The sequence below is a fragment of the Natrialba asiatica DSM 12278 genome, from assembly GCF_000337555.1.
GTDB lineage: Archaea > Halobacteriota > Halobacteria > Halobacteriales > Natrialbaceae > Natrialba > Natrialba asiatica.
On the sequence record NZ_AOIO01000021.1, the window covers coordinates 196,761 to 218,866 of the forward strand.

A 22,106-nucleotide genomic window follows, 5' to 3' on the forward strand; every position below is an offset into this window, starting at 1 on the left:
ACGCTGCACACGAACGAGTTCACATCCACATGATCAGTCGCAATCGGCTTTTTATCGGATCCCTCTGGATCGGGGTGGCTGCGCTGATGACCGTCCCCCTATCGCTCGATTCGGGGCTCCCCAGTTCGGCAGGCGAACTCGCACAGGTGTTCGTGATCGTCCTCGCGCTCTTTCTGGCCGGTATCTATCTCCTCGATCCCTGGGGTGTGCTCAGTCGGCAGCCGTTTCAGTGACTCGATAGTTCGAGCCGCTAGCTGAACTCGGTGTGTAGCACTCGGCATGTAGCATTCGGTATGGTTTCCGCGAATCGAAGCGCGGCACTCGGTTTACCGTTCACCGATTCGGTCGTCCGTCCGCCGGATTCAGTCGTCCGCCGGCGTGAGCGGTTGCTGATCGACTGCAAGCAACCGATCGAGCGCGTCGACCATGGCTTCGACGCTCGCCCGCGTGATGTCCGCTTCACTGCGGGCGACGGTCACGGATCGGTCGTTTCGAACCATGGTTACCTCGACGGTCACGACGGCATCGGTGCCGCCCGTGACGGCATCGACGTGGTAGGATTCGAGTTCAGCCGTGGCGTTCGACCCGAGCGCGTCGCGGATGGCGGAGACGGCGGCGTCGACGGGGCCGGAGCCGGTGCCGCTGGCGACGCGGTCCTCGCCGTCGACTTCGAGGCGGATGCTCGCGGTGGGAACGGAGCCGCCGCTCGTGGCGGTGAGATCGCACAGTTCGACGACGCGCTCGCGGTCGTCGCCGGTTACGTCCTCGGCGATGGCGAGGAGGTCGGCGTCCGTGACGCGGCGGCCGCGGTCGCCGAGTTCGGTGACGCGGGTCGCGATTTCGGCGACTTCCTTGTCGCCGGCCTCGACGTCGTGTTCCTCGAGTGCGGCGGCGACGCCGGCGCGGCCGGTGTGCTTGCCGAGGGCGAGGCGTCGCTCGCGGCCGACGGTCTCGGGCGCGTAGGGCTCGTACATCTTGTCGTCTTTGAGGGTGCCGTCGGTGTGGATGCCGCTCTCGTGGGTGAAAGCGTTCTCACCGATGACGGCCTTGTTCGGCGCGAGTTCAACGCCTGTCGCGCGGGCGGCGCGCTGGGCGAGGTCGTACAGTTCGTCGAGTTCGAGCGTCTCCACGTCGTAGACGTGCGAGAGGGCGATCGCGACCTCCTCCAGGGCGACGTTCCCGGCGCGTTCGCCGAGGCCGTTGACGGTGCAGTGGACGAGGTCTGCGCCGGCCGAGACGGCCGCGAGCGCGTTCGCGACGCCGAGACCGAGGTCGTCGTGGGTGTGAGCGCTGACGGGGCCGAGGTCGGCGAGCCGGGAGACGGCCTCGGTGGTCCGTTCGGGGCCCGTGTGGCCGACGGTGTCGGCGAAACAGAAGCGGTCCGCGCCGGCCTCGAGTGAGGTTTCGGCTACCGACTCCAGGTAGTCGAGGTCGGCTCGGGAGCCGTCTTCGCCGATGACTTCGACCCAGAGGCCGTGGTCGGTCGCGTACTCGACGAGTTCGGCCGTCGTCGCGAGGTTGTCCTCGCGGGAGGTGCCGACCTTGCCTTCGACGTGGCGGTCGCTCGAGGGGACGACGATGTGGACGCCGTCGACGGAGCACTCGAGCGCGAGGTCGATATCGGTCTGCATTCCGCGGCAGAAACTGGTGACGCGGGCGTCGAGATCGAGGTCGGTGACCCGCGAGATAGCTCGTCGCTCACCCGCGCCGGTGCAGGCGCTGCCGGCTTCGATGACGGCGACGCCGGCGCGTTCGAGTCCCCGGGCGAGGTCGACCTTCTCGTCGGGCGAGAGGGAGACGCCGGGTGCCTGCTCGCCGTCGCGAAGCGTAGTATCGAGTAGTCGAACGGGTCGGTCCGGGTGAATCGTCTGCTCGGGGGTGAGCGAAGTCATGTCAGAATCAGGCGCAGTTTCCGTCGCGGATTGTAGAGAAGCAGTACCACAGAGCGATGAGGTGCGACTACGTTCGCCGTAGAATTTCGCGTCCAGCCGGGTCGCCCCGACTTCCTCTATCCTCCGGCGATGAGACGGAATCTCGTGCCATTGTACCTCGGTCTACCGTGGCACACCTCCTTAAACGCGCCGGTGACGGTACTATCTGCGACGGCCGCGTTCGGCTACTCGTCCGCGAGCACGAGTTCGTCACCGGGTTCGACCCCGTCTGCAGCCCCCGCCGGCAGTTCGAGGATCGTGTCCGCTCGCTCGCGGGCGAAGCCGAACCACGGCCGGAGGCGTTCGATCCGCTGGACGACGCCGTCGACGACCCAGACGACATCGAGCGGCACGAACACGAACAGCATGTGTACGTCGCGGGTGCTCGCGGCGTCGAACCGGAACGCGAGGGCGAACTCGTCGGGGAGCGACCGTCGGAACATGAGCCCGCGCGTCTGAGCGAGTAGCGAGTCCGCGAGTTCGACCTGCGAGGCGAGTACCGTCGCGCCGTCGGCCGCGTCGGCGTCGTGAACGAGGTGCACGACCGCGAATCGATGCGCAGGTGGCAAAAAGACTGCCGATTTCGGCGGCTCGAAGCGCCGTCTCGCGAATCGTCGATGCCGCCCCGAGGCATGGCGGGTTCGGAGAACCGAGGGCACCGAGGACTCCGACGGTTCCGAAGGCTCCGAGGGGTTCAAATCGATCGACGCCCTGGTTCGGTTCGAGGATGGAGCGAACGCCAAACGGCACGTCCGTCGGCGTCGACGACCCCTACGAGTTCGCCGGCGTCTGCGACCATCTCACGGGTGAAGGGCAGTGTCGGTACGCCTTCGACCACTACGAGCACGACCCCGAGTTCGCCCGCGAGCGCGCCGACGAGGACTACGCCTGTCCAGTCGTCGACCCCGAGAGGGACGAGACGTGGGCCGACTGTCCGCACTTTCGCTCGCGCAACCGCGACCGCGAGTGCGTCCGCTGCGGACTCGCCGAGAAACGGCTTGCTCACGACGATGAACGGCCGTTACTGGAGGAACACCACCTCTCTTACAACGATGGGCATCGTCCATCGAGCGATCAGAACGCGTCGCGTTCTGAAGATGCCCGCGACGGAGAGTCGCTCTCCCACGAGATTACGGTCTACCTCTGTCGCTGGTGTCACGCCAAGGTCCACAACTCGTGGGCGCGAATCACCGACGACGCCGCACCCGACCCCGAGGCGATCGCCGAACTGGAGGGGCGGCACAGTCGCGAACGCGACGAGTTCGGATTCGAATCCGCGGCGGAGCGGTACGACCGCGCCGGCGACGACGAGTAGGGCTCGATCTCGAGTCGGTCGACCCGCTGGCGTCGGGCGGCGCTCGCCGGGCCATCGTTTACCCGCCGGGGAATCGGATTCGTGCGTATGTCCTCACCATCAGTCCTGCTGTACGGCTCCTACGGGTTCGTCGGGAACCTGGTCGCACGGGAGGCGATCGACCGCAACCTCGACGTGCTGCTCGCCGGCCGCGACCGCGAGGCGCTCGCGGAGCAGGTCGACGAACTCGAGCGGCCCGGTCGCGCGTTCCCCCTCGAAGACCCGGCCGTCGTCACCGACGCGCTCGACGACGACGATATCGACTGCGTGTTGAACTGCGCCGGCCCGTTCTCGAACACGGCGGACCCGCTCGTCGAGGGCTGTCTGCGAACCGGCACGGACTACGTCGACATCACCGGCGAAATTCCCGTTATCGAGGGCATCGGAAAGCGAGGCGACGATGCGAGCGACGCCGGCGTCACGCTTCTCCCGGCGGTCGGATTCTCCGCGGTGCCGATGGACTGCCTCGCCGCCCACCTCGCGGAGCGCCTCCCCGAAGCCGACACCCTCGAACTGGGCGTCGACTCGTTTCGCCCGCCGTCGATCGGCACGGTCAGGACGGTCGTCGAAGGGATCGAGGACGGCGGTGCGATTTACCGCGACGGCCGACTCGAACACGTTCCGGCCGCGTGGCGAACGCGGCGCATCGACTTCGGCCGCGGCAAACGTTCCGCAGTGACGATGCCGATGGGCGACGTGTCGACGGCTCACTACACGACCGGGGTCCCGAACGTCTCCGTCTACGCGATCGCACCCCGGCCCGCACGGCTCGCGTTGCAATCCCACCGGTACCTCGCACCGCTGCTCGCCGCGACGCCCGTCCGAGAGGGCATGAAGCAATTCGCGGGGCTGGTCCGCGAGGGGCCCGGCTCGTGGTCGCGAAAGCGCGGCTCGGCGTACCTCTGGGGCGAGGCGCGGGTCGAAGGTGAGGAGGGTGACGACGAGCGCGGACCCGGGGCCGCGGACGATGCTGACGCCGATGGCGAAGACACGAACGGTGGCGAGCGAGCCGTCTCCCGCCTGCAAACGCCGGACCCCTACGTCGTCACCGTCGACGCCGCCGTCGCGGCGACCGAGCGCGTCCTCGACGGTGAGGCCGAAGACGGCTTCCGGACGCCGGCCGACGCGTTCGGGCCCGAGTTCGTTCTCGAACTCGAGGGTGTCGCGGGATTCTTCGACGAGTCGACGCCCGAATCCGACTCGCCGGCGGTCGACGTTCCGTCGTGAGCCGCCAGCGGGAGCGGGACTGGATCGACTTACGGCACGAACACCGGCCGAACGCAGCCGTCTTCCTTGTGCTTGAACAGGTCGTACCCCCGCGGCGACTCCTCCAGCGAGAGTTCGTGGGTCGCCAGGTACGAGGGGTCCATCTCGCCCTCGGCCGCGTACTCGAGCAGATCCGGCACGTACCGCTGGCCGTGTTGTTGGGCCGTGCGCACGGTGAGGCCCTTGTTCATGACGATCCCGAGCGGGAACTTGTCCATCAGGCCGTAAACGCCCAGGATCGAGAGGGTGCCGCCCTTTCGGCAGGCGACGATGGCCTGGCGGAGCGCCTCGCCGCGGTCGGTGTGTAACTTCAGTTGCTGCTTCGCGCGGTCGTAGGCGTGAGCCGGGCCGGTGCCGTGGGCTTCCATGCCGACCGCATCGATGCAGGCGTCCGGGCCGCGCCCCCCGGTCACGGCTTTGAGCGCGTCGACGACGCTGTCGACCGCGGTGTAGTCGATCGTCTCCGAGCCCGCCTCCCGCTCGGCGAGTCGCAGTCGCTCCGGGAAGCGGTCGATCCCGATCACGCGCTCGGCACCCATGAGGGCGGCGCTCTGCTGGGCCATCAGTCCGACGCCGCCGCAGCCCCAGACGGCGACGGTGTCTCCCTCCTCGATGTCGCAGAAGTCAGCGCCCATGTAGCCCGTCGCCCAGGCGTCGGAAGCAAACAGCGCCTGCTCGTCGTCGAGTTCATCGGGCACGTGAAAACAGTTCTCGTCGGCGTGAGGCACTCGGACGTACTCGGCGTGTGACCCCGCGTAGCCGCCGAAGGCGTGCGTGTAGCCGTAGATGCCGGCGGTCGTGTCGCCGAGAACGGGCTCTTGTAGCGCCGCGTTCGGGTTCGTATTGTCACAGAGCGACCAGAGGTCACCCTGGCAGTAGCCACAGCTCCCGCAGCCGATGAACGAGGGGACGACGACGCGGTCCCCCTCCTCGACGCCCTCGACCTTGCGGCCGACTTTCGCGACCTCGCCCATGAACTCGTGGCCGATCACGTCGCCCTCGCGCATGGTCGGGAGGTAGCCGTCGATGAAGTGCAGGTCCGACCCGCAGGCCGTCGTCATCGTCACCCGGAGGACGATATCGCGCGGGTTGACGAGTTCGGGCTCGGGCACGTCGTCGACGCGCAGATCGTTGACGTCGTGCCAGCACAGTGCGCGCATGCTCATATCAGATCACCCGCCCCGCGGGCGGAGGGGTTGGCCTCGAGCGTCGGGATTTCGCCCGTTTCGGCGAGGCTCTTGAACCGGCGGAGCGTCGTGCCGACGAGTACGTCGGGTGCGACATCGAGCCATCGCATGACTGCAGTGCCGAGCGTTCCGCCGGGCGGGTCGTACTGCACCCGAAGCGTCACCTCGGTTCCGCGGTCGCCCGGTGCCGGACGGAACTCGACCGTTCCGTCGTGAGGGATCGGCGCATCCTCCATCGTCTCCCAGTGCAGGTCGTCGTCGGAGTGAGTCGCGTCCGGCTGGTCCCCGTCGGACTGCTCCGCGTCGGACCGATCCGAGACGAGTTGCGCATCCCATTCGATCGTCTGCCCGAACGGACCGTATACGCGCCAGTTGTATCGGTCCTCGCCCCAGGTGGTCACGTCGGCGAAGTGGCCGACGAGTTGCGACAACCGCTCCGGGTTCCGCCAGTACGGGACGAGTTCATCTGCCGGCTTCCCGACGGTGATCGAGCGCTCGACCGTGACGGGGTCAGTTCGCGGTCCGGCGTCTCGGTACTCGTCGCCCGCCGTATTCATGCCGAGACGGCGGTACAGGTGACTGTGACCGCGCGCGCCGCGGGAGACCAATGCCCCGCCGACGAGTGCCATCGCCGCGCCGCCGAGCGAGCGTTTCCGGAGCCCGCGGACGAGGAGGATGCCGCCGAGTGCGGCGGAGCCGAGTCGGTCCCAGCGTCCGACGTTGCCGGTCGGACCGGATCCAGAGCGACTCGAGGGCGTGGCCGACTCGTCTGCTGTCGCAAGCGAGGTGTCGTTCGGCTGGGTGGTCATGGTTCCACCGCCGGGCCGGTTCCCCGCGCGAAAGCGAGTTCCGTCCCGACCCGTCGATACGTCCGCTGCTCGTCGCCGACGTGCGCCAGTTTGAGTCGTTCCATAGCGTGTCAGTCCGATATGTAATCGGGTGAACCGGTCCATTGGTGATTCGGGCTGCAAGTGCAACGCTGGACGCGACTCGGGCGTGAACGTGGCGAACGGAGACGGCAAAACCGATCGACGACCGACGGCCGACCGACGCGAGTTCGGCGCGCTACGCGAGAATATCGCCGACGCGGCGCGGTTCTCCCTGGAGGCTCGGCTGCTCGGCGACCATCTGCAGGACCTCGTGATCGGTCACATCGTAGTAGGACTTTTCGACGGCTTCTTCGATGAGTTCGCGTTCGAGGCGAAACTCGGTGCCCTCGTAGACGACATCGACGCCGTCATCATCGAATGCAAGCGTTGTCATGGCCTGGTGTACGCGATGGGGGATGTAAAAGGAACCGAACGCTGCCACGAGCCGACAGTTCCGTTCAGATGGCGCTGTGATGATGATACCGCACTAACAGGCGTCAGACGAACGGCGGACGACGCGCGAGGTTTATTACCGGGCGCTCACATTGGGTGAGAGTGTGGCCGGACACAGGGACCCGCTCGACGAACTCGTCGTTCCCGACGGGACGGAAGCCAAGGAAGTCGCCCTCGAAACCGATGGAGACGTACTGATCGGTAGTCGCTCGACCATCGAGTTCGGCGTGCGCGGTCGCAACGTCCTCGCCGGCGAGAGCGTCTCAGTCGACGGCGAGATCGAAGCCGAAGGCGACTGTCGCCTCGACATGTGGTGTGACGTTGCGGAGAACGTTCTCGTCGGCCAAGACGCCTATATCGGCGAGCGAGTGCATATCGAAGGCAAACTCAAAGTCGCCGGCGATCTGGATATCGGCGATGATGTGGACATCGAAGAGGGGTTCGAAGCCAACGGCTGGATCGTCATCCGCAACCCCATGCCGACGATCGTCCTCATGTTCGTCTACCTCAAACACCTCCTCCTGATCGGCGAGGAAGACACCGCCCAGCGGCTGATCTCCGAACTCGTCGACGAGGATGCGGACGAAGACGACCCCGACACGGAGCCGCTCGTCATCCCCGGGAACGCGACCGTCGGCGACGACGCCTGGCGCGTCTCGACGCCCGCGACGATCGGCGACGACTGCCGCCTGCACGGCAACGTCCGCGCCGAAACGATCGCCGTCGGAAGCGACTGCAACATCTTCGGGAGTCTCCGCGCCCGCGACGACGTGACCGTCGGCGACGGCACTCGCATCCACGGCGACCTGACGACGCGAAACGGCGACGTGACGATAACCGACGACGCGCGCATCCTCGGCGACGTGTCGTGTGCCGATCTCGAACTCGGGCCCGGTGCCGAAATCGACGGCACGATCCGGGCCGACGGCGAAATTACGATGGCGACGGGCGAGCGCGATCTCGAGTAGGTTCCATTTTAGCGCACCGCTTGCTCGTCCCACCCGAACAATCATCGGGCCACAACCTGGATACCAACCCGTGTCCCTCATCGTCGAGTTCGAACTGGAAACGCCGATCCTTCGCACCGCAGCGTCGGCGATCGAAACGCTGCGGATCGACGAACTCTACCGGACCGAGGCCGGCGAGCCGAAACTGCTCTTCTGGGCGATGGGCGAGGAGTTCACCGCGTTCGAACGCGCACTGCGAGCCGACGATAGTATCGCTCGATTCGCTGAACTCGAGTCACTGGCCGAGCGACGCCTGTACAGTGTGGTCCTCTCGGAGGAGGCAACCACGAAGCTCACCTATCCGGTCGCCGCCGAACACGACATCGGGATTCTGGACATCGTCGTCACGGAAACGACCGTCGTTCGCGCCCGCGTCCCCTCTCGGAAGGCGCTTCGCGCGTATCGCGAGGGCTGTCTCGAACGAGACGTTGGCTTTCTCGTCCGGCGAATCTACCAGGAACACCGGACTGAAACCGCACAGTACGATCTGACGGCACACCAACGCGAGGCCCTACTGACCGCCCTCGAACGCGGCTACTTCGAGGTCCCGCGGACGGTCACCCTCTCGGAACTCGCCGCCGAACTCGATATCTCCGATCAGGCCCTGTCCGCTCGACTCCGACGCGGACAGACGAATCTGCTCTGGAATACGCTCGCAGACGACTCCTCTTAAAAGGTTGGCCAGTCAACGGACGACCTTTCCCGGCTTCCGTTCGTTAATCAATTCGTGAACCAGACACCACACAGTACTCACGCCGACGCGACGACCCAGACGGCCGCAAGTGACGACCGGTTCGTCTACCAAGCCGATCCCGAACAGCCCTTAAGCGTCGCCGTTATCTCTGCAATCGCGAGCCAGGACGGCCGCGACATGATGGCGGTCGCGGACGAACTCGATCCCCTCTACAACGTGGTCGATCCAGCGGCGCTCGATTCCCTCTTCGAACCCGAACCCTGTGACGCGTCGGCCGACTCTTCTTCCCTCGACCGCGCAGGCGGCAGCGTAACGTTCTCCTACGCCGCCCGCACCGTCACGGTCGATACGACCGGCCGCGTTGAACTCGAAGATGCGTAACGAGGCCCTTCGGTCAGGTTTGGATTATTCTCGGTCTGTCGCTTGATTCGCGCTTGCTCTGTCGGTGTTTCGATTCTGACTCGCTTTCAGCTCAATAGATCAGTTCGTCGTCGTTCTCGACCATGTATAGCGTCCGTGCGGCGATGTTGACGGCGTGATCACCGACCCGTTCGAGGTCTCGAATCGTCAGCAGGAGACGCGAAACGTCCTGCAGAAGTCGTTCGACCTCGTCGGGTGAATCGAGTTCGCGTTCGATGAGGTCGCGGACGACGATTTCGCTCGCGCGCTCGGCGAAGTGATCGAGGTCGTCGTCGCGTTCCGCCAGTTCGCGGCAGCCGTCGGTGTCTTCGCTGTCGTAGGCGAGCATCGCATCTTCGATCATCTCGAGGGTCATCTCGCCCATTTCCTGCACGTCGACATCGGGGAAGAGGTCGTGTCTGGCGTCGAGGGTGTATTCGCCGAGATTAACCGCAAGGTCGCCGATTCGTTCGAGGTCCGTGATGATCTTGAACGACGCAGCGATAAACCGCAGATCGCTGGCGACGGGTTGCTGGAGGGCCAGCAGTTCGATACACTGCTGCTCGAGGTCGAGGTACTGCTGGTTGACTTCGCTGTCGCCTTCGATAACCTCGCGGGCGAGATCGTTGTCCTTCTGTTCGAGGGCGTCGAGCCCCATCCGAAGGCGTTCCATGACGATCTCGCTCATGTAGAGGATATCCTCGCGAAGCGTTTCGAGTTTCTCCTGATAGGATTGGCGGGCCATATTGCAGAAAGCACGCTGGTGATTGATAAAGATTGGTAGCGGTGAGCTCTCGTCTCGGTTCGTTGCTGCCTGTTCCTCACCTTAGGGATGCAACAGCACCTTCGTCACGCCCTCCTCACGCTCGTCGAATCGCTCGTACATCTCGGGGGCATCATCGAGTTCAACCTCGTGGGAGACGAGAAAGCCCGGTTCGGCCCGGCCGGAGACGATCATGTTGCGGAGCCGTCGGTTGTAGCGCTTGACGGGGCACTGCCCGGTACCGAACTGGATCCCCTTCTCGAAGGCGAGCCCGAGATCGATGTCGAGCGTTCCCTGTTCGTCGACCTGCTCGGGCGGGTCGGGTTCCTCCGAGATGTAGAGGCCGACGATTCCGATCTCGCCGGTCGCTTCGACCGCCTGAATCAGTTGGTTGATCACGAGTGAGGGGTTCTCGCGTTCGTGATCGTAGGGGTGGTCGCCGTCGCGTTCGCTGTCGATCGCCTGGTAGCCGACGGCGTCGACGCCCTTGTCTACCGGGCCGCCGTGGGCGTCGACGATGGCCTCGACTGCGTCCACGTCCTCGAAGTTGATCGCCGTCGCGTCGCAGTGGTCCTCGGCCAATTCGAGGCGACTCTCGACTCGATCGACGATGTAGATTTCAGAGGCTCCCTTGAGCTTTGCGCTGTAGGCAGCCATGAGGCCGACGGGACCAGCGCCGAAGACGGCGACCGATTCGCCGGGTTGGAGGTCGGCGAGTTCGGTGCCGTGCCAGCCGGTGGGGAACACGTCGGCGAGCATGATGAAGTCCTCCTCGTGGCCCTCGTCGGGGAGCGAGAGCGCGTTGAAGTCGGCGTATGGAACGCGGACTTTCTCGGCCTGCCCGCCCTGGTAAGGCCCCATCTTGACGTAGCCGTAGGCGCCGCCGGGCGTCTCCGCGACGGTCTCGCAGTAGTTGTAGTTCCCTTCCTCGCAGTTTTTACAGAACCCGCAGGCGATATTGAACGGGAGGACGACTCGATCGCCGGGTTCGAGCGTGTCGACGCCCTCGCCGACCTCGGTGATTTCGCCCATGATCTCGTGGCCGAAGACCATTCCCTCGTCCGCGCCGGCCCGCCCCTCGTACATGTGCAGGTCCGAGCCGCAAATCGCGGTCGTCGTCACGTCGAGTATCGCGTCGTTCGGGTGTTCGAGTTCCGGTTCGTCGACTTCATCGACCGATACGTCGTGGGAGTCGTGGTAGACAACGCCTTTGATTGACATCGGTGACACCTATTGGCCGCGACTCCGACCCTGTCCCTAAAGATTCGCGGTGCACGTGCAACTCGGTGACGAACCGACCGCCCGAGCGCTGAACGCGGAGCGTGGAGCGTAGAGCGTGGAAAACCGAGTGCGAATCGGAAAGAGAAAGAGAGAAAAATGCCAAAAACAAGGTCCAGAACCGCGAATAACCGGCCGAAACGAAGCTACTCGTCGACTATCCGAACTTGCCCGTGATGTAATCCTCGACCCGATCGCTCTCCGGGTTCTCGAAGATTTTCGTCGTATCGTCGAACTCGACGAGGTTCCCCCCGGTGAGGAAGACGGCGGTCTTGTCGGAGATACGCGCCGCCTGCTGCATGTTGTGAGTGACGATAATCACCGTGTACTCCTCGGCCAGATCCTCGATCAGATCTTCGATCTTCGAGGTTGCGACGGGGTCGAGCGCCGACGCCGGTTCGTCCATCAGGATGACCTCCGGATCGGGCGCGATCGCCCGTGCGATACACAGGCGCTGTTGTTGGCCGCCCGAGAGATCGAGGCCGCTCGAGTCGAGTTGGTCCTCGACCTCGTCGAGCAACGCGGCGCGTTCGAGGGCCGTGTGGACCTTCTCGTCTAAGTTGTCATCTTGGCCCTGTACTCGAAGCCCGTAGGCGACGTTGTCGTAGATGCTCTTCGGGAACGGGTTCGGCGACTGGAACACCATGCCGATCCGCCGGCGCAGCGCAACCGGGTCGACATCGTCGTCGTAGACGTTCTTCTCGCGGAAGAACAACTCCCCGTCGACGCGGGCGATATCGATGAGGTCGTTCATGCGATTGATCGAGCGCAGGAACGTCGATTTTCCACAGCCCGAGGGTCCGATAAGCGCCGTCACCTGCTGTTCCGGAATCTCCATCGAAATCCCGTTAAGCGCCTGGTCGTCGCCGTAGTACACGTCCAGATCGCGCGACTCGATGATCGTTCGATCGGCCACCGTCGCCGGGTCGTCACGCGAACTCGTTTCGACGCCGATATCGGTTCCGCGGTCCGCGAGACTGTCGGTGCCCGGCGTGGGATTTGGTTGCTGGTCGTCAGTCTGTTCCGTTTCCGAGGACGTCATCTGTCTGTTAGTCATTGTCAGGTTCGCTGTTGATATCGATTCCGGATGATGATCGCGACCGAGTTGATCGTAAGCAGGATTACGAGCAGCGTCACGACGCCGGCCGCAACGACGCCGTACTGGAACTCCGTCTGCGGGTACGACGCCCAGTTGTAGATTTGTAAGGGCATGGCGCTGACCTTGCTGAGAAGGCTGTTTGGAACTCCGAAGACGGTCGTCGGTGCCGCGATCATGATCAGCGGTGCCGTCTCGCCGATTGCACGACCCAGTGCGAGGATCGTCCCGGTCATGATGCCGGGCATCGCCCGTGGTAGAACAACGTTCCGGATCGTCTGCCACTTCGTCGCGCCCATCCCGTAGGATGCCTGTCGCTGCGAGTCGGGGACCGATCGAATCGCTTCCTGTGCCGAGATGATTACGATCGGCAGGATAAGCAAGGAGACGGTAAACGCCGCGGCCAGCACCGACCCGTAGCCGATGTTAAAGAGCCCTACGAACAGCCCCAGTCCTAACAAACCGTACACAACTGAAGGAACGCCCGCAAGATTGGCGATGTTGAGCTGGATGAACCGCGTGAGGTAGCCGTCACTGGCGTACTCTTCGAGGTAGATCGCAGCCCCGACACCGAGCGGGAAGGTGACGAGCGCGATCATGATCATAATCGCGATGGAGCCGACGATCGCGGGCAGGAATCCGGCATTGTTCGGATTCGGATGCGGCGGGTTCGTGAGGAAACCCCAGTCGAGCCAGCCGACCGCGTCGACGGCGACGTTCAGGAGCAACGCCGCGAGCGAGACGATGCCGATGAGCGTCGCCGCCAGTGCGAGCAGCCGGAACGCCACGTCTTTCGTGCGGCTGATCTGGCCGAACCCGGAGTCGACCGATGCCTCCTGCGTATCGGCAGCCATTAGCGATACACCTCCCGATAGCGCGAGGCGACGAGTTCACTGACGAGGTTCATGACGAAGGTGATGACGAATAGGGTGAGTCCGACTGCAAAGAGGCTCTTGTAGGCGGCTCCCTGACCGACGATGTCGCCGGTACCGATCTGGACCATGGCAGAAGTCATGGGTTGGATCGAATCCAGGAACATCCCCGCCGGATCGGTCAGATCGACCATCCGCGGTGTCTGCCCCGCTGCGATAGCGACGATCATCGTTTCGCCGATCGCCCGCGAGAGGGCGAGGATGAACGAGGAGATGATTCCCGAAAGCGCTGCCGGCACGACGACGGATGTCGAGACGGTAAACTTCGTCGCCCCGAGTCCGTAGCTGGCCTGTCGAAGCGAGTCCGGGACTGCACTCATCGCGTCCTCGCTGATCGAGGATACCATCGGGATGATCATGATCCCGACCATGATCGATGCCGAGAGCGCGTTGAACGTTGAGAGCGGCAGGATCGTATCTAGCGCCGGCGTCACGTAGACGAGCGCGAAGTAGCCGTAGACGACCGTCGGCACGCCAGCCAGCACCTCGAGCGCCGGTTTGAGGTAGGCTCGTCGGCGCTCGGAGGCGTACTCGCTGAGATAGATCGCGGTCAGCAACCCGATCGGAAGCGCGACCAGCGCCGAGCCGAGGGTGATGATCAACGTCCCCGAAATCAGCGGCAGCACGCCGAACGCGACCGGGTCGTTCGTCGGGCTCCACCGCGTTCCCGTAAGGAACTCGACCGGCGAGACGGTCGCGAAGAAATCGATCGCGTCGATGAGAAGCGTCGCGACGATGGCGACGGTAGTCAGGATCGACAGGAGCGCACACAGCATGAAGAGATAGCGAAATGCCGTGCCGCGCGCGGTGCGGATGCCGTCGTGAGAGAAGTCCGGCTGGCTCATTCGGTCACCTCGGCGATCGCTTCGTCGAGTTTCGCTAGGTTTTCGTCGCGTTGGTCCTCGGTGATCGGGACGTACCCAACCTCGGAAACCAGATCCGTCGCCGCTCGTTCCATATAGAAGCGAGCGAAGTCACGGACGGCTGGATCTGCGAGCGATTCCTTCGCGACGTAGATGAACAGCGGCCGCGAGAGCGGGGTATACTCACCGGACATCGCCGTCTCGATCGAGGGCTCCACGCAAGCGCCGTCGTCGTCGATCGAGAGCGCCTTGATCGAGTCCGGATTTTCGCTGTAGTACGAGAAGCCGAAGTAGCCCATCGCGTACTCCGATCCCTGCACGCCCTGTACGATCGTTCGGTCGCGCTCGGTCGCGTGGTAGTCGCTTCGGTGGTTTTCCTCCTCGCCGATGATTGCCTCGTTGAAGTAATCGAACGTTCCGGAAGTCGTCGCAGCGCCGTACAGTTCGAACTCCTCGTCGGGCCAATCTTCGTCGATATCGCTCCAGCGCTCGGCTCCACCGGCGCGCCAGATATCCCGGAGTTCGTCGACGGTAAGGCAATCAACCCAGTCGGCCTCCGGATTGACGACGACCGTCAACGCGTCCGTCGCGACCTGGAACTCGATCGGCGTAATACCGTTCTCTCCACACTGTTCGGTTTCGGCGTCGGCGATCGCCCGACTCGCGTTGTTAATGTCGGTCCGTCCCGCACAGAAGAAGTTCCCGAACCCGCCGCCGGTCCCCGTCTTACTGAGCGAGAGGTTGACGGTCGGATTTTTCTCGGAAAATGCGGAGGCGATCGCCTCGGTCACGGGAAACACGGTGCTGCTTCCCGCGATATTCACTTGATTGCCCTCTTCGGCGAAGACACCGGCACAACCGGCCATTCCGCCGGAGAGAGCAACACTTGCCGCGGCGAGAAAATCACGCCGACCGAGTCCGGTCGGCAAGGGCGCCGTGGTATCTCTCGACATCACTGAAGAATCGCCAGCACCCAAATAAGTACTCTACTATGATGGCTATATATCTATATATAATATCCATCCTGAGTTTCCTCAATGAGATAGATAGCCAGTCTGGTCGTCACCCCCGCCATGCGCCGGGATGACGAACGATTACGGAGCCGTTACGAATCAGTAGTCTTAACATAGCTTTAGACATCTATACTGCATTGCCGTCGTCTCACGTACAGACGGAACTGTTCCGGAGTGATCCACAGTTATATGTATCTAGTTACCCTATTCGTTCTGATGGCCATAGTGATCGGTGAATATCCCATTTCCGGGCCCAATACATCCATTTTATAGCTGGCAGTGATCTCTATAGATAGCAGGGTATTTATATTCGAACGCTCAAACACCTCCGGTATGGAAACGCGGAAGGTTCAGGTGACCGGCGGATCGACGTACACCGTCTCACTGCCTAAGACGTGGGCGACCGAAAACGATGTCGAGGCCGGAACGACAGTCGAGTTCTATCCGGAGGACGATGCGCTCTTGCTCACGCCGGCAAGCGATATCGAGCGCCAAGAAGGAACGCTCGACGTCTCCGATCTCGAAGGCGAACGCCTAACCAGGGCCGTGATGACCATGTACGTCAGCGGGTTCGACCTCATCCGGCTCGAGGCAACCCGGATCACGACCGACCAGCGCCGGGCGATTCGGAACGCCACGCAGAGCCTCGTCGGCGTCGAAGTTCTCGAAGAGACGAACGACAGTGTCGTCATCCAGGATCTGCTCGATTCCGCCGAACTCTCGATCGTCAACGCCGTCTCGCGCATGCGCCTGATAGCGAGTTCGATGCTCGCCGATGCCGTCACCGCCCTCGTCGAGAACGACGACGACATCGCACTCGACGTGATCCAGCGCGACGACGACGTCGATCGCCTCTGGCTCGTCGTCTCCCGTATCTTCCGGGCGACGCTTCGCTCCCCGCGCGCCGCGGAAGAACTCGGCGTGCCCCGCGAGGACTGTTTCGACTACCACTCGAGCGCGCGCCAACTCGAGCGCATCGCCGACCACGCCACCAAGATCAGCAATCTCGCGCTCAAACTCCAGGAGATTCCGGAATCGGTCGCCGAGGCGGTCGTTGCGCTTCACGAGGACGCTGCCGACGTCTTAGAGAAGTCGATGGACGCGCTGGTCGCCGACGATTCCGAGGAAGCAAATCGACTGGGACACGCCGCCCGCCAGGCCGTCGTCGAAATCGACGAACACACCAGGACGATCGACGACATGCTCCGTGAACTCGATCCCGTACAGGCCCAGTCGCTCGGTCTGATCGTCGACTCGCTTTCGCGAAGCGCAGACTACGGTGGAAACATCGCCGAGACGGCGTTGCAGAAGGCGGCTCCGCGGCCCTAATCGTAATCGTAGTCGTAACCGTAACCGGTTCTCCGAGCGCCAGCGTTCGTTCTCCGCACTGTTCCGCCGCGGCGGGTTTGACTCGAATTCAATTGAAATCCGGTGTGCAATCCACGATCACGACCAGCGGTCGGAAACGCGACGGGCCAGCGGTCCTGTCTCGGCGTCAATCTGTCGGTGAAACAGGTACTGGACGAATGCCGGGAATGCCCCGAAAATACCGATGAGTCCGAGTACCGTCATCTGGGAGACGGCATTCGTGGCGATTGCAACCAGCCCGCCCACGCCGAGTAGCACCAAGAGGAGGACGGAACCGAGATATATGCGCGACCGGACAGGGGCCGCCGCCTTCTCGTCCGCATCGTACAGGAAGAACTCGTAGAGACAGAGGACTCCTGCGAGAACGACGGCGAACGAGAGGGCGGCGGCGAACGGAGCGAGCATACCTACTAGGTAGAAAGACACCATCATAAAATACTCGACCGTTCCGAATCTTCGTATCAGACTGGACATCTCCGTCTCGAACGCGTCTCACGACCGAGGTTGGTGCCGAGGACGTCGGCGACAGCGTGTTCCCCCCAATCTCTACACACGATGATGGTGTACGGTATCGTATGAGAACTCCCGAGGAGTCCCTCGAACGATTGTACACGGATGTCTGGAACGGCGAAAACCCGGAGGCGGCAGACGAATTGGTGCACGAGACGTACGTCATCCACGATCGCGATCTGGCCGCGGAACTGCAGGGTCCCGAATTGTACAAGGCGCTCGCAAGCGCCACGCGAGAGATCTTCCCAGACATGACGTTCGAGATAGCGGACGTGGTCGCCGCCGGCGAGACGGTGGCTGTTCGGTGGACGATGACGGGCACGCACCGCGGAGAGCTGTTCGGCGTCGAACCGACCGGACGGCAGGTCGAACTCCCGGCGATCGAGTTCAATCGCTTCGAGGACGGGATGCTCATCGAAACGTGGACCCAGAGCGACCAGTTCGGACTCTTGCACCAATTGGGAGTGGATCCGACGGCCGAGTGAGATCAGCGCCAAACGCCATGACGCAAGCAACGCCGAAAGCACGTCCAGCGACGCGCTGACAGCGCTGTCGGATTGACACTGCTGGTGCTATGGAAAACGAGTCGAAGAGAATCGAGTCGGCGTCGATCAGTTATCGAGCAGCACGGCGTTGACCTGGCCGGTCTGGCCGGGTCGGGACGTAACGCGGGCCTCGCCCTCGGAGGTCGCGATAACGGCACCCTTCGTGATGATGTTTCGGCGGACGTAGTTCGGGTTGGCATCGTTCTCGACGACGTCCTCGATGTCCGCGGAGACCGTTTCGTCGTCGGTGTTGACGCTTGCAACGTCCGTCGCGAGCGCACGCGTCTTCGTGTCGTTGCCGCGGACATCGACGGTCCGGAAGCGCGGTTCGCCGACCTGCGTCTCCGTCGGCAGTCGGCCGAGTTCGTCCTTTCGGCGCTTGCGAACGTTCTTCAGTCGACCGCCGGTTCGCTTTCGCGTAGAGCGTCCCTGGTCTTGCATACGCGGGAACTGTCCCGGCAAATACTTGAATGCACGCTTTCGTGCCGGCGGGACCGACACCGTGTGTCAGTCGTCGGCGACCAGACAGTAGGCGTGCCCCGGTTCCTCGAGCGTCGTCGTCTCCTCGTCATCGTCGTAATAATTCGAAATTACGCCGCGCTCGGCGTAGTAGATCCGCCCGTTGACGGGCACGGGGGCACTGGTGACGCGACCCCGGTTTTCGACGCGCCAACGACGGTCTCCGGTCTCCTTGTCGAGCGCGTACAGGTGCGAGTCGTACGAGCCGGCGAGTACCGTCTCGGCCGTGACCGTCAGTGCTCCGATGACGCGCCCGTTGACGTTCGTCGACCACAGTTCCTCGCCGGACTCGGCATCGAGCGCGTAGACGTAGTTGTCGTCGCTTCCCATGTAGACGATATCTTCTTCGACATCGACCGCCGGATTCGACATCACCGACGCTCCCGTCTCGAACACCCACTCCTCCTCGCCGTCCGCCAGATCGAGACAGTAGAAGTTGTCGTCCCAACTCCCGACGTAGCCGTAGCCGTCGTGGGCCGCGACGGTCCCCTTGATCTGGGCACCCTTCCGAAACGCACCATCCGCGGCTTCTTCGCCGTCCGCGTCGGCCTGGTACTGCCAACTGAACTCGAGTTCAGGGAACTCCCAACAGTAGACGGCACCGTCGTTCGAGCCGGCGAGTATCCGTCCGGCGTCGAGGTCGATCGTCGGCGAGGGATGGGCCTGCCCCCAGATGCGGTCGTCGCTCCAGGTTGGGTCGCCAGTGTTCGGGTCGATCGCCCAGAGCGCACCGCTCGAGGGCGGGGCGAATTCGGAGATGACGTACAGCGTGCCGTCGTGGTAGGCCGGGCTCGAGCCGATCGCGAGCGCGCCGTCGAGTTCGGCGGAGCGAGTGCGCCAGACGATGTCGCCGCTGTCGGTGTCGAGCGCGTAGAGGTCGCCGTCGTAGCCGCCGATGTAGGCGGTATCACCGACGATGGCGGGGGAGCCGTGGAAGCCGAGTTCGGTCGCGCCGGTTTGAGTCGTCCAGCGCAGTTCGCCCGCGGGCGTGTAGGCGTGAACGCGGCCGGTGTCGCCGGCGAATAGGATCGTCTCGCCGTCGGGCGTCGGGAGGGGGCTAGATTTGGCTGCGGTGTGGCCGACGGAGTTGATCGGGAAGGTCCAGTCGACGTGTACGGCATCGGGGACGACCTCGTCGGGGTAGTAGCCGAGTCGACGTAGGCCGTTCTGGAACAGGGAGACGTCTTCGGAGCCGTTGACGAGGCCGCCGAGCGTGTTCGGCAGGTCGACGCAACCGGCGAGGCCCGTCGCCGCGGCGGTTGCAGTCGCGGTAGCGCCGAGAAAACGGCGTCGCGATGCGTTCGCCTCGCCGTCGGCGGGGGAGGTTCGAGATCGAGGGCGGGTTCGGGATCGACGAGATCGGGGTCGGTGTGGCGGTTCCATAGCGCGCTCTAGCAACAGCCACGGTCGAGACCGGCTAAATACCGGCGATTTGTTGCACGCGTCGCCCGGGTGAGTGGTGCCGGGGAGAAGGCGGAGACGAAGATACCGCGACGGCTATGCAGCGTTCGTTTCACGGGAACGAAGAGCACGCGGTCTGTATTCACCTACGGCCTGAACACGCGCCAGACGGCGCGGGGATGCAGTAGTGCGGTCGGTGGTTTCTCCATCATTTGCACACTGAAGAAGAGATCCCACAGGTGGCCGTCGGTGTGGGCCTTCCGAAGGAGGCGAGACAGATACCAGTTCAGGAAATACGTCTTACAAAGCCGATACTCGTCGCTATTCCTGTTGTGCGTCGACGACCGCGACGCTCGCCAGATTCACGATGTCCTTGACCTCGTCGCCGCGCTGGAGGACGTGTACCGGCCGATCCATGCCGACCAGCATCGGGCCGATGGCGTCCGCGCCGCCGAGACGCTGGAGGAGTTTGTAGCCAATGTTCCCCGATTCGAGGTTCGGGAAGACGAGCACGTTCGCCGGTTCCTCGAGTTCGGAGAAGCCGTAGGTTCCCTCGAGAATGTCGTCGACGACGGCGGTGTCGGCCTGCATCTCGCCGTCGACGGGGAAGTCGACCGCGGGATCGTCCTGTAGCATTGTCGCGGCGCGACGCGGTTTACGCGTGCCGTCGTTGTCGACGCTGCCGAAGTTCGAGTACGACAGCAGTGCGGCGCGGGGTTCGATGTTGAACCGGCGGGCGAGCTTGCCGGTCTGTTTGGTGACCTCCGCGAGGACCTCCTCGTCGGGAGCCTGATTGACCGTCGCGTCGGCGACGAAGATCACGCGATTCTTGAACGTGAGCATGTAGACGCCGGCGGCGTAGTCGACGTCGTCCGCGGTGCCGATCACCTGCAGCGGCGGTCGGAGCGCCGACGGATAGTGATGGGAGAGACCCGTCAGGAGCGCATCAGCGTCGCCCTGTTCGACCATCACGCTGCCGAAGTAGTTCGAATCACCCTCGATGAGTTCGCCGGCTTCCGTTCGCGTGATACCCTTGCGCGCGCGGAGTTCGTGCAGACGGTCGGCGTACGCCTCGTAGTCGCCGACCGCGGGATCCGCGACCTGCGGCGTGAACTCGAGGCCGAGACTCGATGCGGTCTGGCGGATCTCGGACTCGTCGCCGATGAGAATCGGCGCGGCGATGCCTTGTTCCTGAATTTGGTAGGCTGCCCGGATCATCTTCTCGTTTTCCCCCTCCGCGAGCGCGACCGTCTTGGGGTCGCTCTTTGCCTTGTTGAGGACGACCCGCATCATCTCGCGGGACTTGCCGAGGCGAGCTTCGAGTTCTTCCTCGTAGGCGTCGAGGTCGAAGTCGGTGCGGGCAGCGCCCGACTCGATCGCGGCTTCGGCGACGGTCGGGGCGACCTGGAAGAGCACGCGCGGGTCGACGGGCTTCGGAATGATGTAGTCGGGGCCGTACTGAAGCGGCTCGTCGCCGTAGGCTTTGACGACGGCGTCTGGAACGTCCTGCCGGGCGAGGTCGGCGAGCGCCTCGGCGCAGGCGACTTTCATCTCCTCGTTGATCTCCGTCGCGCGCACGTCGAGTGCACCCCGGAAGATGAAGGGAAACCCGAGGACGTTGTTGACCTGATTCGGGTAGTCGGAGCGGCCGGTCGCCATGATGACGTCGTCGTCGCGGGCGGCCTTTGCCTCCTCGTAGCCGATTTCGGGATCGGGGTTGGCCATCGCGAAAATGACCGGGTTGCTGGCCATCGACTGGACCATCTCCTGGGAGACGATGCCGCCGACCGAGAGGCCGACGAAGACGTCCGCCCCCTCCATAGCATCCGCGAGATCGCCACCGGGGATGTCGCGAGCGAACTGGCGCTTGTACTCGTTGACCTCCTGCGCCCGAGTTTCGGTGATGATACCCGAGGAGTCACACATCGTGATGTTCTCGGCGCGACAGCCGAGCGAGACGTAAAACCGGGCCGTCGCGATGGCGCTCGCGCCCGCTCCCGAGAACACGATTTCGAGGTCTTCGAGGTCCTTACCCGCAATATCTGCCGCGTTGAGCAGTGCGGCACCGGAGATGATCGCCGTCCCGTGCTGATCGTCGTGAAACACCGGAATGTCGATTTCCTCGCGCAGGCGCTCCTCGATCGTGAAACACGACGGTGCCGTGATGTCCTCTAAGTTGATCCCGCCGAAGGTCGGCTCCATCATCTTCACCGCCTCGACGAACTCGTGTGGGTCCGACTCGTCGAGTTCAATGTCGAAGACGTCGATGTCGGCGAAGCGTTTGAACAGGACGCCCTTGCCCTCCATGACGGGCTTTGAGGCCTGTGCACCGATATCACCGAGTCCGAGCACGGCAGAGCCGTTCGAAACGACGCCGACGAGGTTCCCTTTTGCCGTGTAGGTATACGCCTGGGTCTCGTCGTCGTCGATCTTCCGGCAGGGCGCAGCAACTCCCGGCGAATACGCGAGTGAGAGGTCTCGCTGCGTGTTCGTCGGCTTCGTCGTCGAAATTTCGATCTTCCCCGGCGGATCAGTCTGGTGGTACTCCAGCGCGTCCTCGTCAAGTCCCATACCATGGACAGTGTGGGCATTCACTAAAAACAATTCGAAGGCGGATATCGACAATCGTCGAACTGCGGGCATAGCTCGTCTCGGTCA

The 22,106-nt window shown here is 63.7% G+C and carries 23 protein-coding genes; 8 read left to right on the forward strand and 15 right to left on the reverse strand.

The window, feature by feature from the left end:
- The first annotated feature begins 86 nt into the window (after positions 1-86).
- Positions 87-233: a hypothetical protein gene (locus tag C481_RS07445; RefSeq protein WP_394295602.1), complete on the forward strand. Its 147-nt coding sequence runs from the start codon at positions 87-89 to the stop codon at positions 231-233.
- A gap of 129 nt (positions 234-362) precedes the next feature.
- Here C481_RS07445 and C481_RS07450 read toward each other — a convergent pair whose 3' ends face one another.
- On the reverse strand, positions 363-1,892 hold the full coding sequence (locus tag C481_RS07450; protein ID WP_006108550.1) for a (R)-citramalate synthase: 1,530 nt from the start codon (positions 1,890-1,892) through the stop codon (positions 363-365).
- Positions 1,893-2,116: 224 nt separating this feature from the next.
- On the reverse strand, positions 2,117-2,473 hold the full coding sequence (locus tag C481_RS07455; RefSeq protein WP_006108552.1) for a DUF192 domain-containing protein: 357 nt from the start codon (positions 2,471-2,473) through the stop codon (positions 2,117-2,119).
- A gap of 185 nt (positions 2,474-2,658) precedes the next feature.
- On the opposite strand from C481_RS07455, the gene C481_RS07460 reads away from it, so the two are divergent.
- Together C481_RS07460 and C481_RS07465 are read left to right on the forward strand one after the other, a co-directional pair.
- Complete coding sequence (locus C481_RS07460) at positions 2,659-3,246, forward strand: DUF7097 family protein (RefSeq protein ID WP_006108553.1); 588 nt, start codon at positions 2,659-2,661, stop codon at positions 3,244-3,246.
- 87 nt (positions 3,247-3,333) lie between these two features.
- Complete coding sequence (locus C481_RS07465; RefSeq protein WP_006108554.1) at positions 3,334-4,512, forward strand: saccharopine dehydrogenase family protein; 1,179 nt, start codon at positions 3,334-3,336, stop codon at positions 4,510-4,512.
- A 29-nt stretch (positions 4,513-4,541) separates the two neighbouring features.
- Here C481_RS07465 and C481_RS07470 read toward each other — a convergent pair whose 3' ends face one another.
- From C481_RS07470 to C481_RS07480, 3 genes are all read right to left on the reverse strand, one after another.
- A complete protein-coding gene (locus C481_RS07470; RefSeq protein WP_006108555.1) occupies positions 4,542-5,711 on the reverse strand; it encodes a zinc-dependent alcohol dehydrogenase in 1,170 nt (389 codons plus the stop codon).
- 2 nt (positions 5,712-5,713) lie between these two features.
- Positions 5,714-6,547 (reverse strand): YgaP-like transmembrane domain, encoded by an 834-nt coding sequence (locus tag C481_RS07475; protein WP_006108556.1) that lies wholly within the window; start codon positions 6,545-6,547, stop codon positions 5,714-5,716.
- 256 nt (positions 6,548-6,803) lie between these two features.
- A complete protein-coding gene (locus C481_RS07480; RefSeq protein ID WP_006108557.1) occupies positions 6,804-7,001 on the reverse strand; it encodes a DUF5800 family protein in 198 nt (65 codons plus the stop codon).
- 163 nt (positions 7,002-7,164) lie between these two features.
- On the opposite strand from C481_RS07480, the gene C481_RS07485 reads away from it, so the two are divergent.
- From C481_RS07485 to C481_RS07495, 3 genes are all read left to right on the forward strand, one after another.
- Positions 7,165-8,028: a polymer-forming cytoskeletal protein gene (locus C481_RS07485; RefSeq protein ID WP_006108558.1), complete on the forward strand. Its 864-nt coding sequence runs from the start codon at positions 7,165-7,167 to the stop codon at positions 8,026-8,028.
- Between the two features lie 70 nt (positions 8,029-8,098).
- Positions 8,099-8,740, forward strand: coding sequence for a helix-turn-helix domain-containing protein (locus tag C481_RS07490; RefSeq protein ID WP_006108559.1), 642 nt, complete (start codon positions 8,099-8,101; stop codon positions 8,738-8,740).
- 54 nt (positions 8,741-8,794) lie between these two features.
- Positions 8,795-9,142 (forward strand): HalOD1 output domain-containing protein, encoded by a 348-nt coding sequence (locus C481_RS07495; protein ID WP_006108560.1) that lies wholly within the window; start codon positions 8,795-8,797, stop codon positions 9,140-9,142.
- A gap of 91 nt (positions 9,143-9,233) precedes the next feature.
- On the opposite strand, the gene phoU is transcribed toward C481_RS07495, so the two are convergent.
- The 6 genes from phoU to C481_RS07525 all read right to left on the reverse strand — a co-directional run bounded on the left by phoU (position 9,234) and on the right by C481_RS07525 (position 15,045).
- Positions 9,234-9,905, reverse strand: a complete 672-nt coding sequence (gene phoU, locus C481_RS07500; RefSeq protein WP_006108561.1) for a phosphate signaling complex protein PhoU — start codon at positions 9,903-9,905, stop codon at positions 9,234-9,236.
- Positions 9,906-9,986: 81 nt separating this feature from the next.
- Positions 9,987-11,144 carry a glutathione-independent formaldehyde dehydrogenase gene (locus C481_RS07505; RefSeq protein ID WP_006108562.1) on the reverse strand — a complete coding sequence of 386 codons (1,158 nt, stop codon included), beginning with the start codon at positions 11,142-11,144 and terminating at the stop codon, positions 9,987-9,989.
- A gap of 214 nt (positions 11,145-11,358) precedes the next feature.
- The gene (pstB, locus tag C481_RS07510; RefSeq protein ID WP_049904495.1) at positions 11,359-12,258 is read right to left on the reverse strand and encodes a phosphate ABC transporter ATP-binding protein PstB; all 900 of its coding nucleotides are present in this window, start codon (positions 12,256-12,258) and stop codon (positions 11,359-11,361) included.
- A gap of 2 nt (positions 12,259-12,260) precedes the next feature.
- Positions 12,261-13,151 carry a phosphate ABC transporter permease PstA gene (gene pstA, locus C481_RS07515; protein WP_006108564.1) on the reverse strand — a complete coding sequence of 297 codons (891 nt, stop codon included), beginning with the start codon at positions 13,149-13,151 and terminating at the stop codon, positions 12,261-12,263.
- A complete protein-coding gene (gene pstC, locus C481_RS07520) occupies positions 13,151-14,074 on the reverse strand; it encodes a phosphate ABC transporter permease subunit PstC (RefSeq protein ID WP_006108565.1) in 924 nt (307 codons plus the stop codon). Before pstC ends, pstA begins: the two co-directional genes overlap by 1 nt.
- Positions 14,071-15,045 carry a PstS family phosphate ABC transporter substrate-binding protein gene (locus tag C481_RS07525; RefSeq protein ID WP_049904496.1) on the reverse strand — a complete coding sequence of 325 codons (975 nt, stop codon included), beginning with the start codon at positions 15,043-15,045 and terminating at the stop codon, positions 14,071-14,073. The genes pstC and C481_RS07525 overlap by 4 nt, the downstream gene beginning before the upstream one ends.
- Positions 15,046-15,438: 393 nt before the next feature.
- Between C481_RS07525 and C481_RS07530 the strand changes: the two genes are divergently transcribed.
- Positions 15,439-16,434 carry a phosphate signaling complex PhoU family protein gene (locus tag C481_RS07530; protein ID WP_006108567.1) on the forward strand — a complete coding sequence of 332 codons (996 nt, stop codon included), beginning with the start codon at positions 15,439-15,441 and terminating at the stop codon, positions 16,432-16,434.
- Positions 16,435-16,551: 117 nt separating this feature from the next.
- On the opposite strand, the gene C481_RS07535 is transcribed toward C481_RS07530, so the two are convergent.
- Positions 16,552-16,878, reverse strand: a complete 327-nt coding sequence (locus tag C481_RS07535) for a hypothetical protein (protein ID WP_049904498.1) — start codon at positions 16,876-16,878, stop codon at positions 16,552-16,554.
- Between the two features lie 170 nt (positions 16,879-17,048).
- On the opposite strand from C481_RS07535, the gene C481_RS07540 reads away from it, so the two are divergent.
- Positions 17,049-17,468, forward strand: a complete 420-nt coding sequence (locus C481_RS07540) for an ester cyclase (protein ID WP_006108569.1) — start codon at positions 17,049-17,051, stop codon at positions 17,466-17,468.
- 126 nt (positions 17,469-17,594) lie between these two features.
- On the opposite strand, the gene C481_RS07545 is transcribed toward C481_RS07540, so the two are convergent.
- The 3 genes from C481_RS07545 to C481_RS07555 form a co-directional block, all read right to left on the reverse strand.
- Positions 17,595-17,969, reverse strand: coding sequence for a 30S ribosomal protein S8e (locus C481_RS07545; protein ID WP_006108570.1), 375 nt, complete (start codon positions 17,967-17,969; stop codon positions 17,595-17,597).
- A gap of 66 nt (positions 17,970-18,035) precedes the next feature.
- Positions 18,036-19,430 carry an outer membrane protein assembly factor BamB family protein gene (locus C481_RS07550; protein WP_006108571.1) on the reverse strand — a complete coding sequence of 465 codons (1,395 nt, stop codon included), beginning with the start codon at positions 19,428-19,430 and terminating at the stop codon, positions 18,036-18,038.
- A 339-nt stretch (positions 19,431-19,769) separates the two neighbouring features.
- Complete coding sequence (locus C481_RS07555) at positions 19,770-22,019, reverse strand: NADP-dependent malic enzyme (RefSeq protein WP_006108572.1); 2,250 nt, start codon at positions 22,017-22,019, stop codon at positions 19,770-19,772.
- Positions 22,020-22,106: the final 87 nt, after the last annotated feature.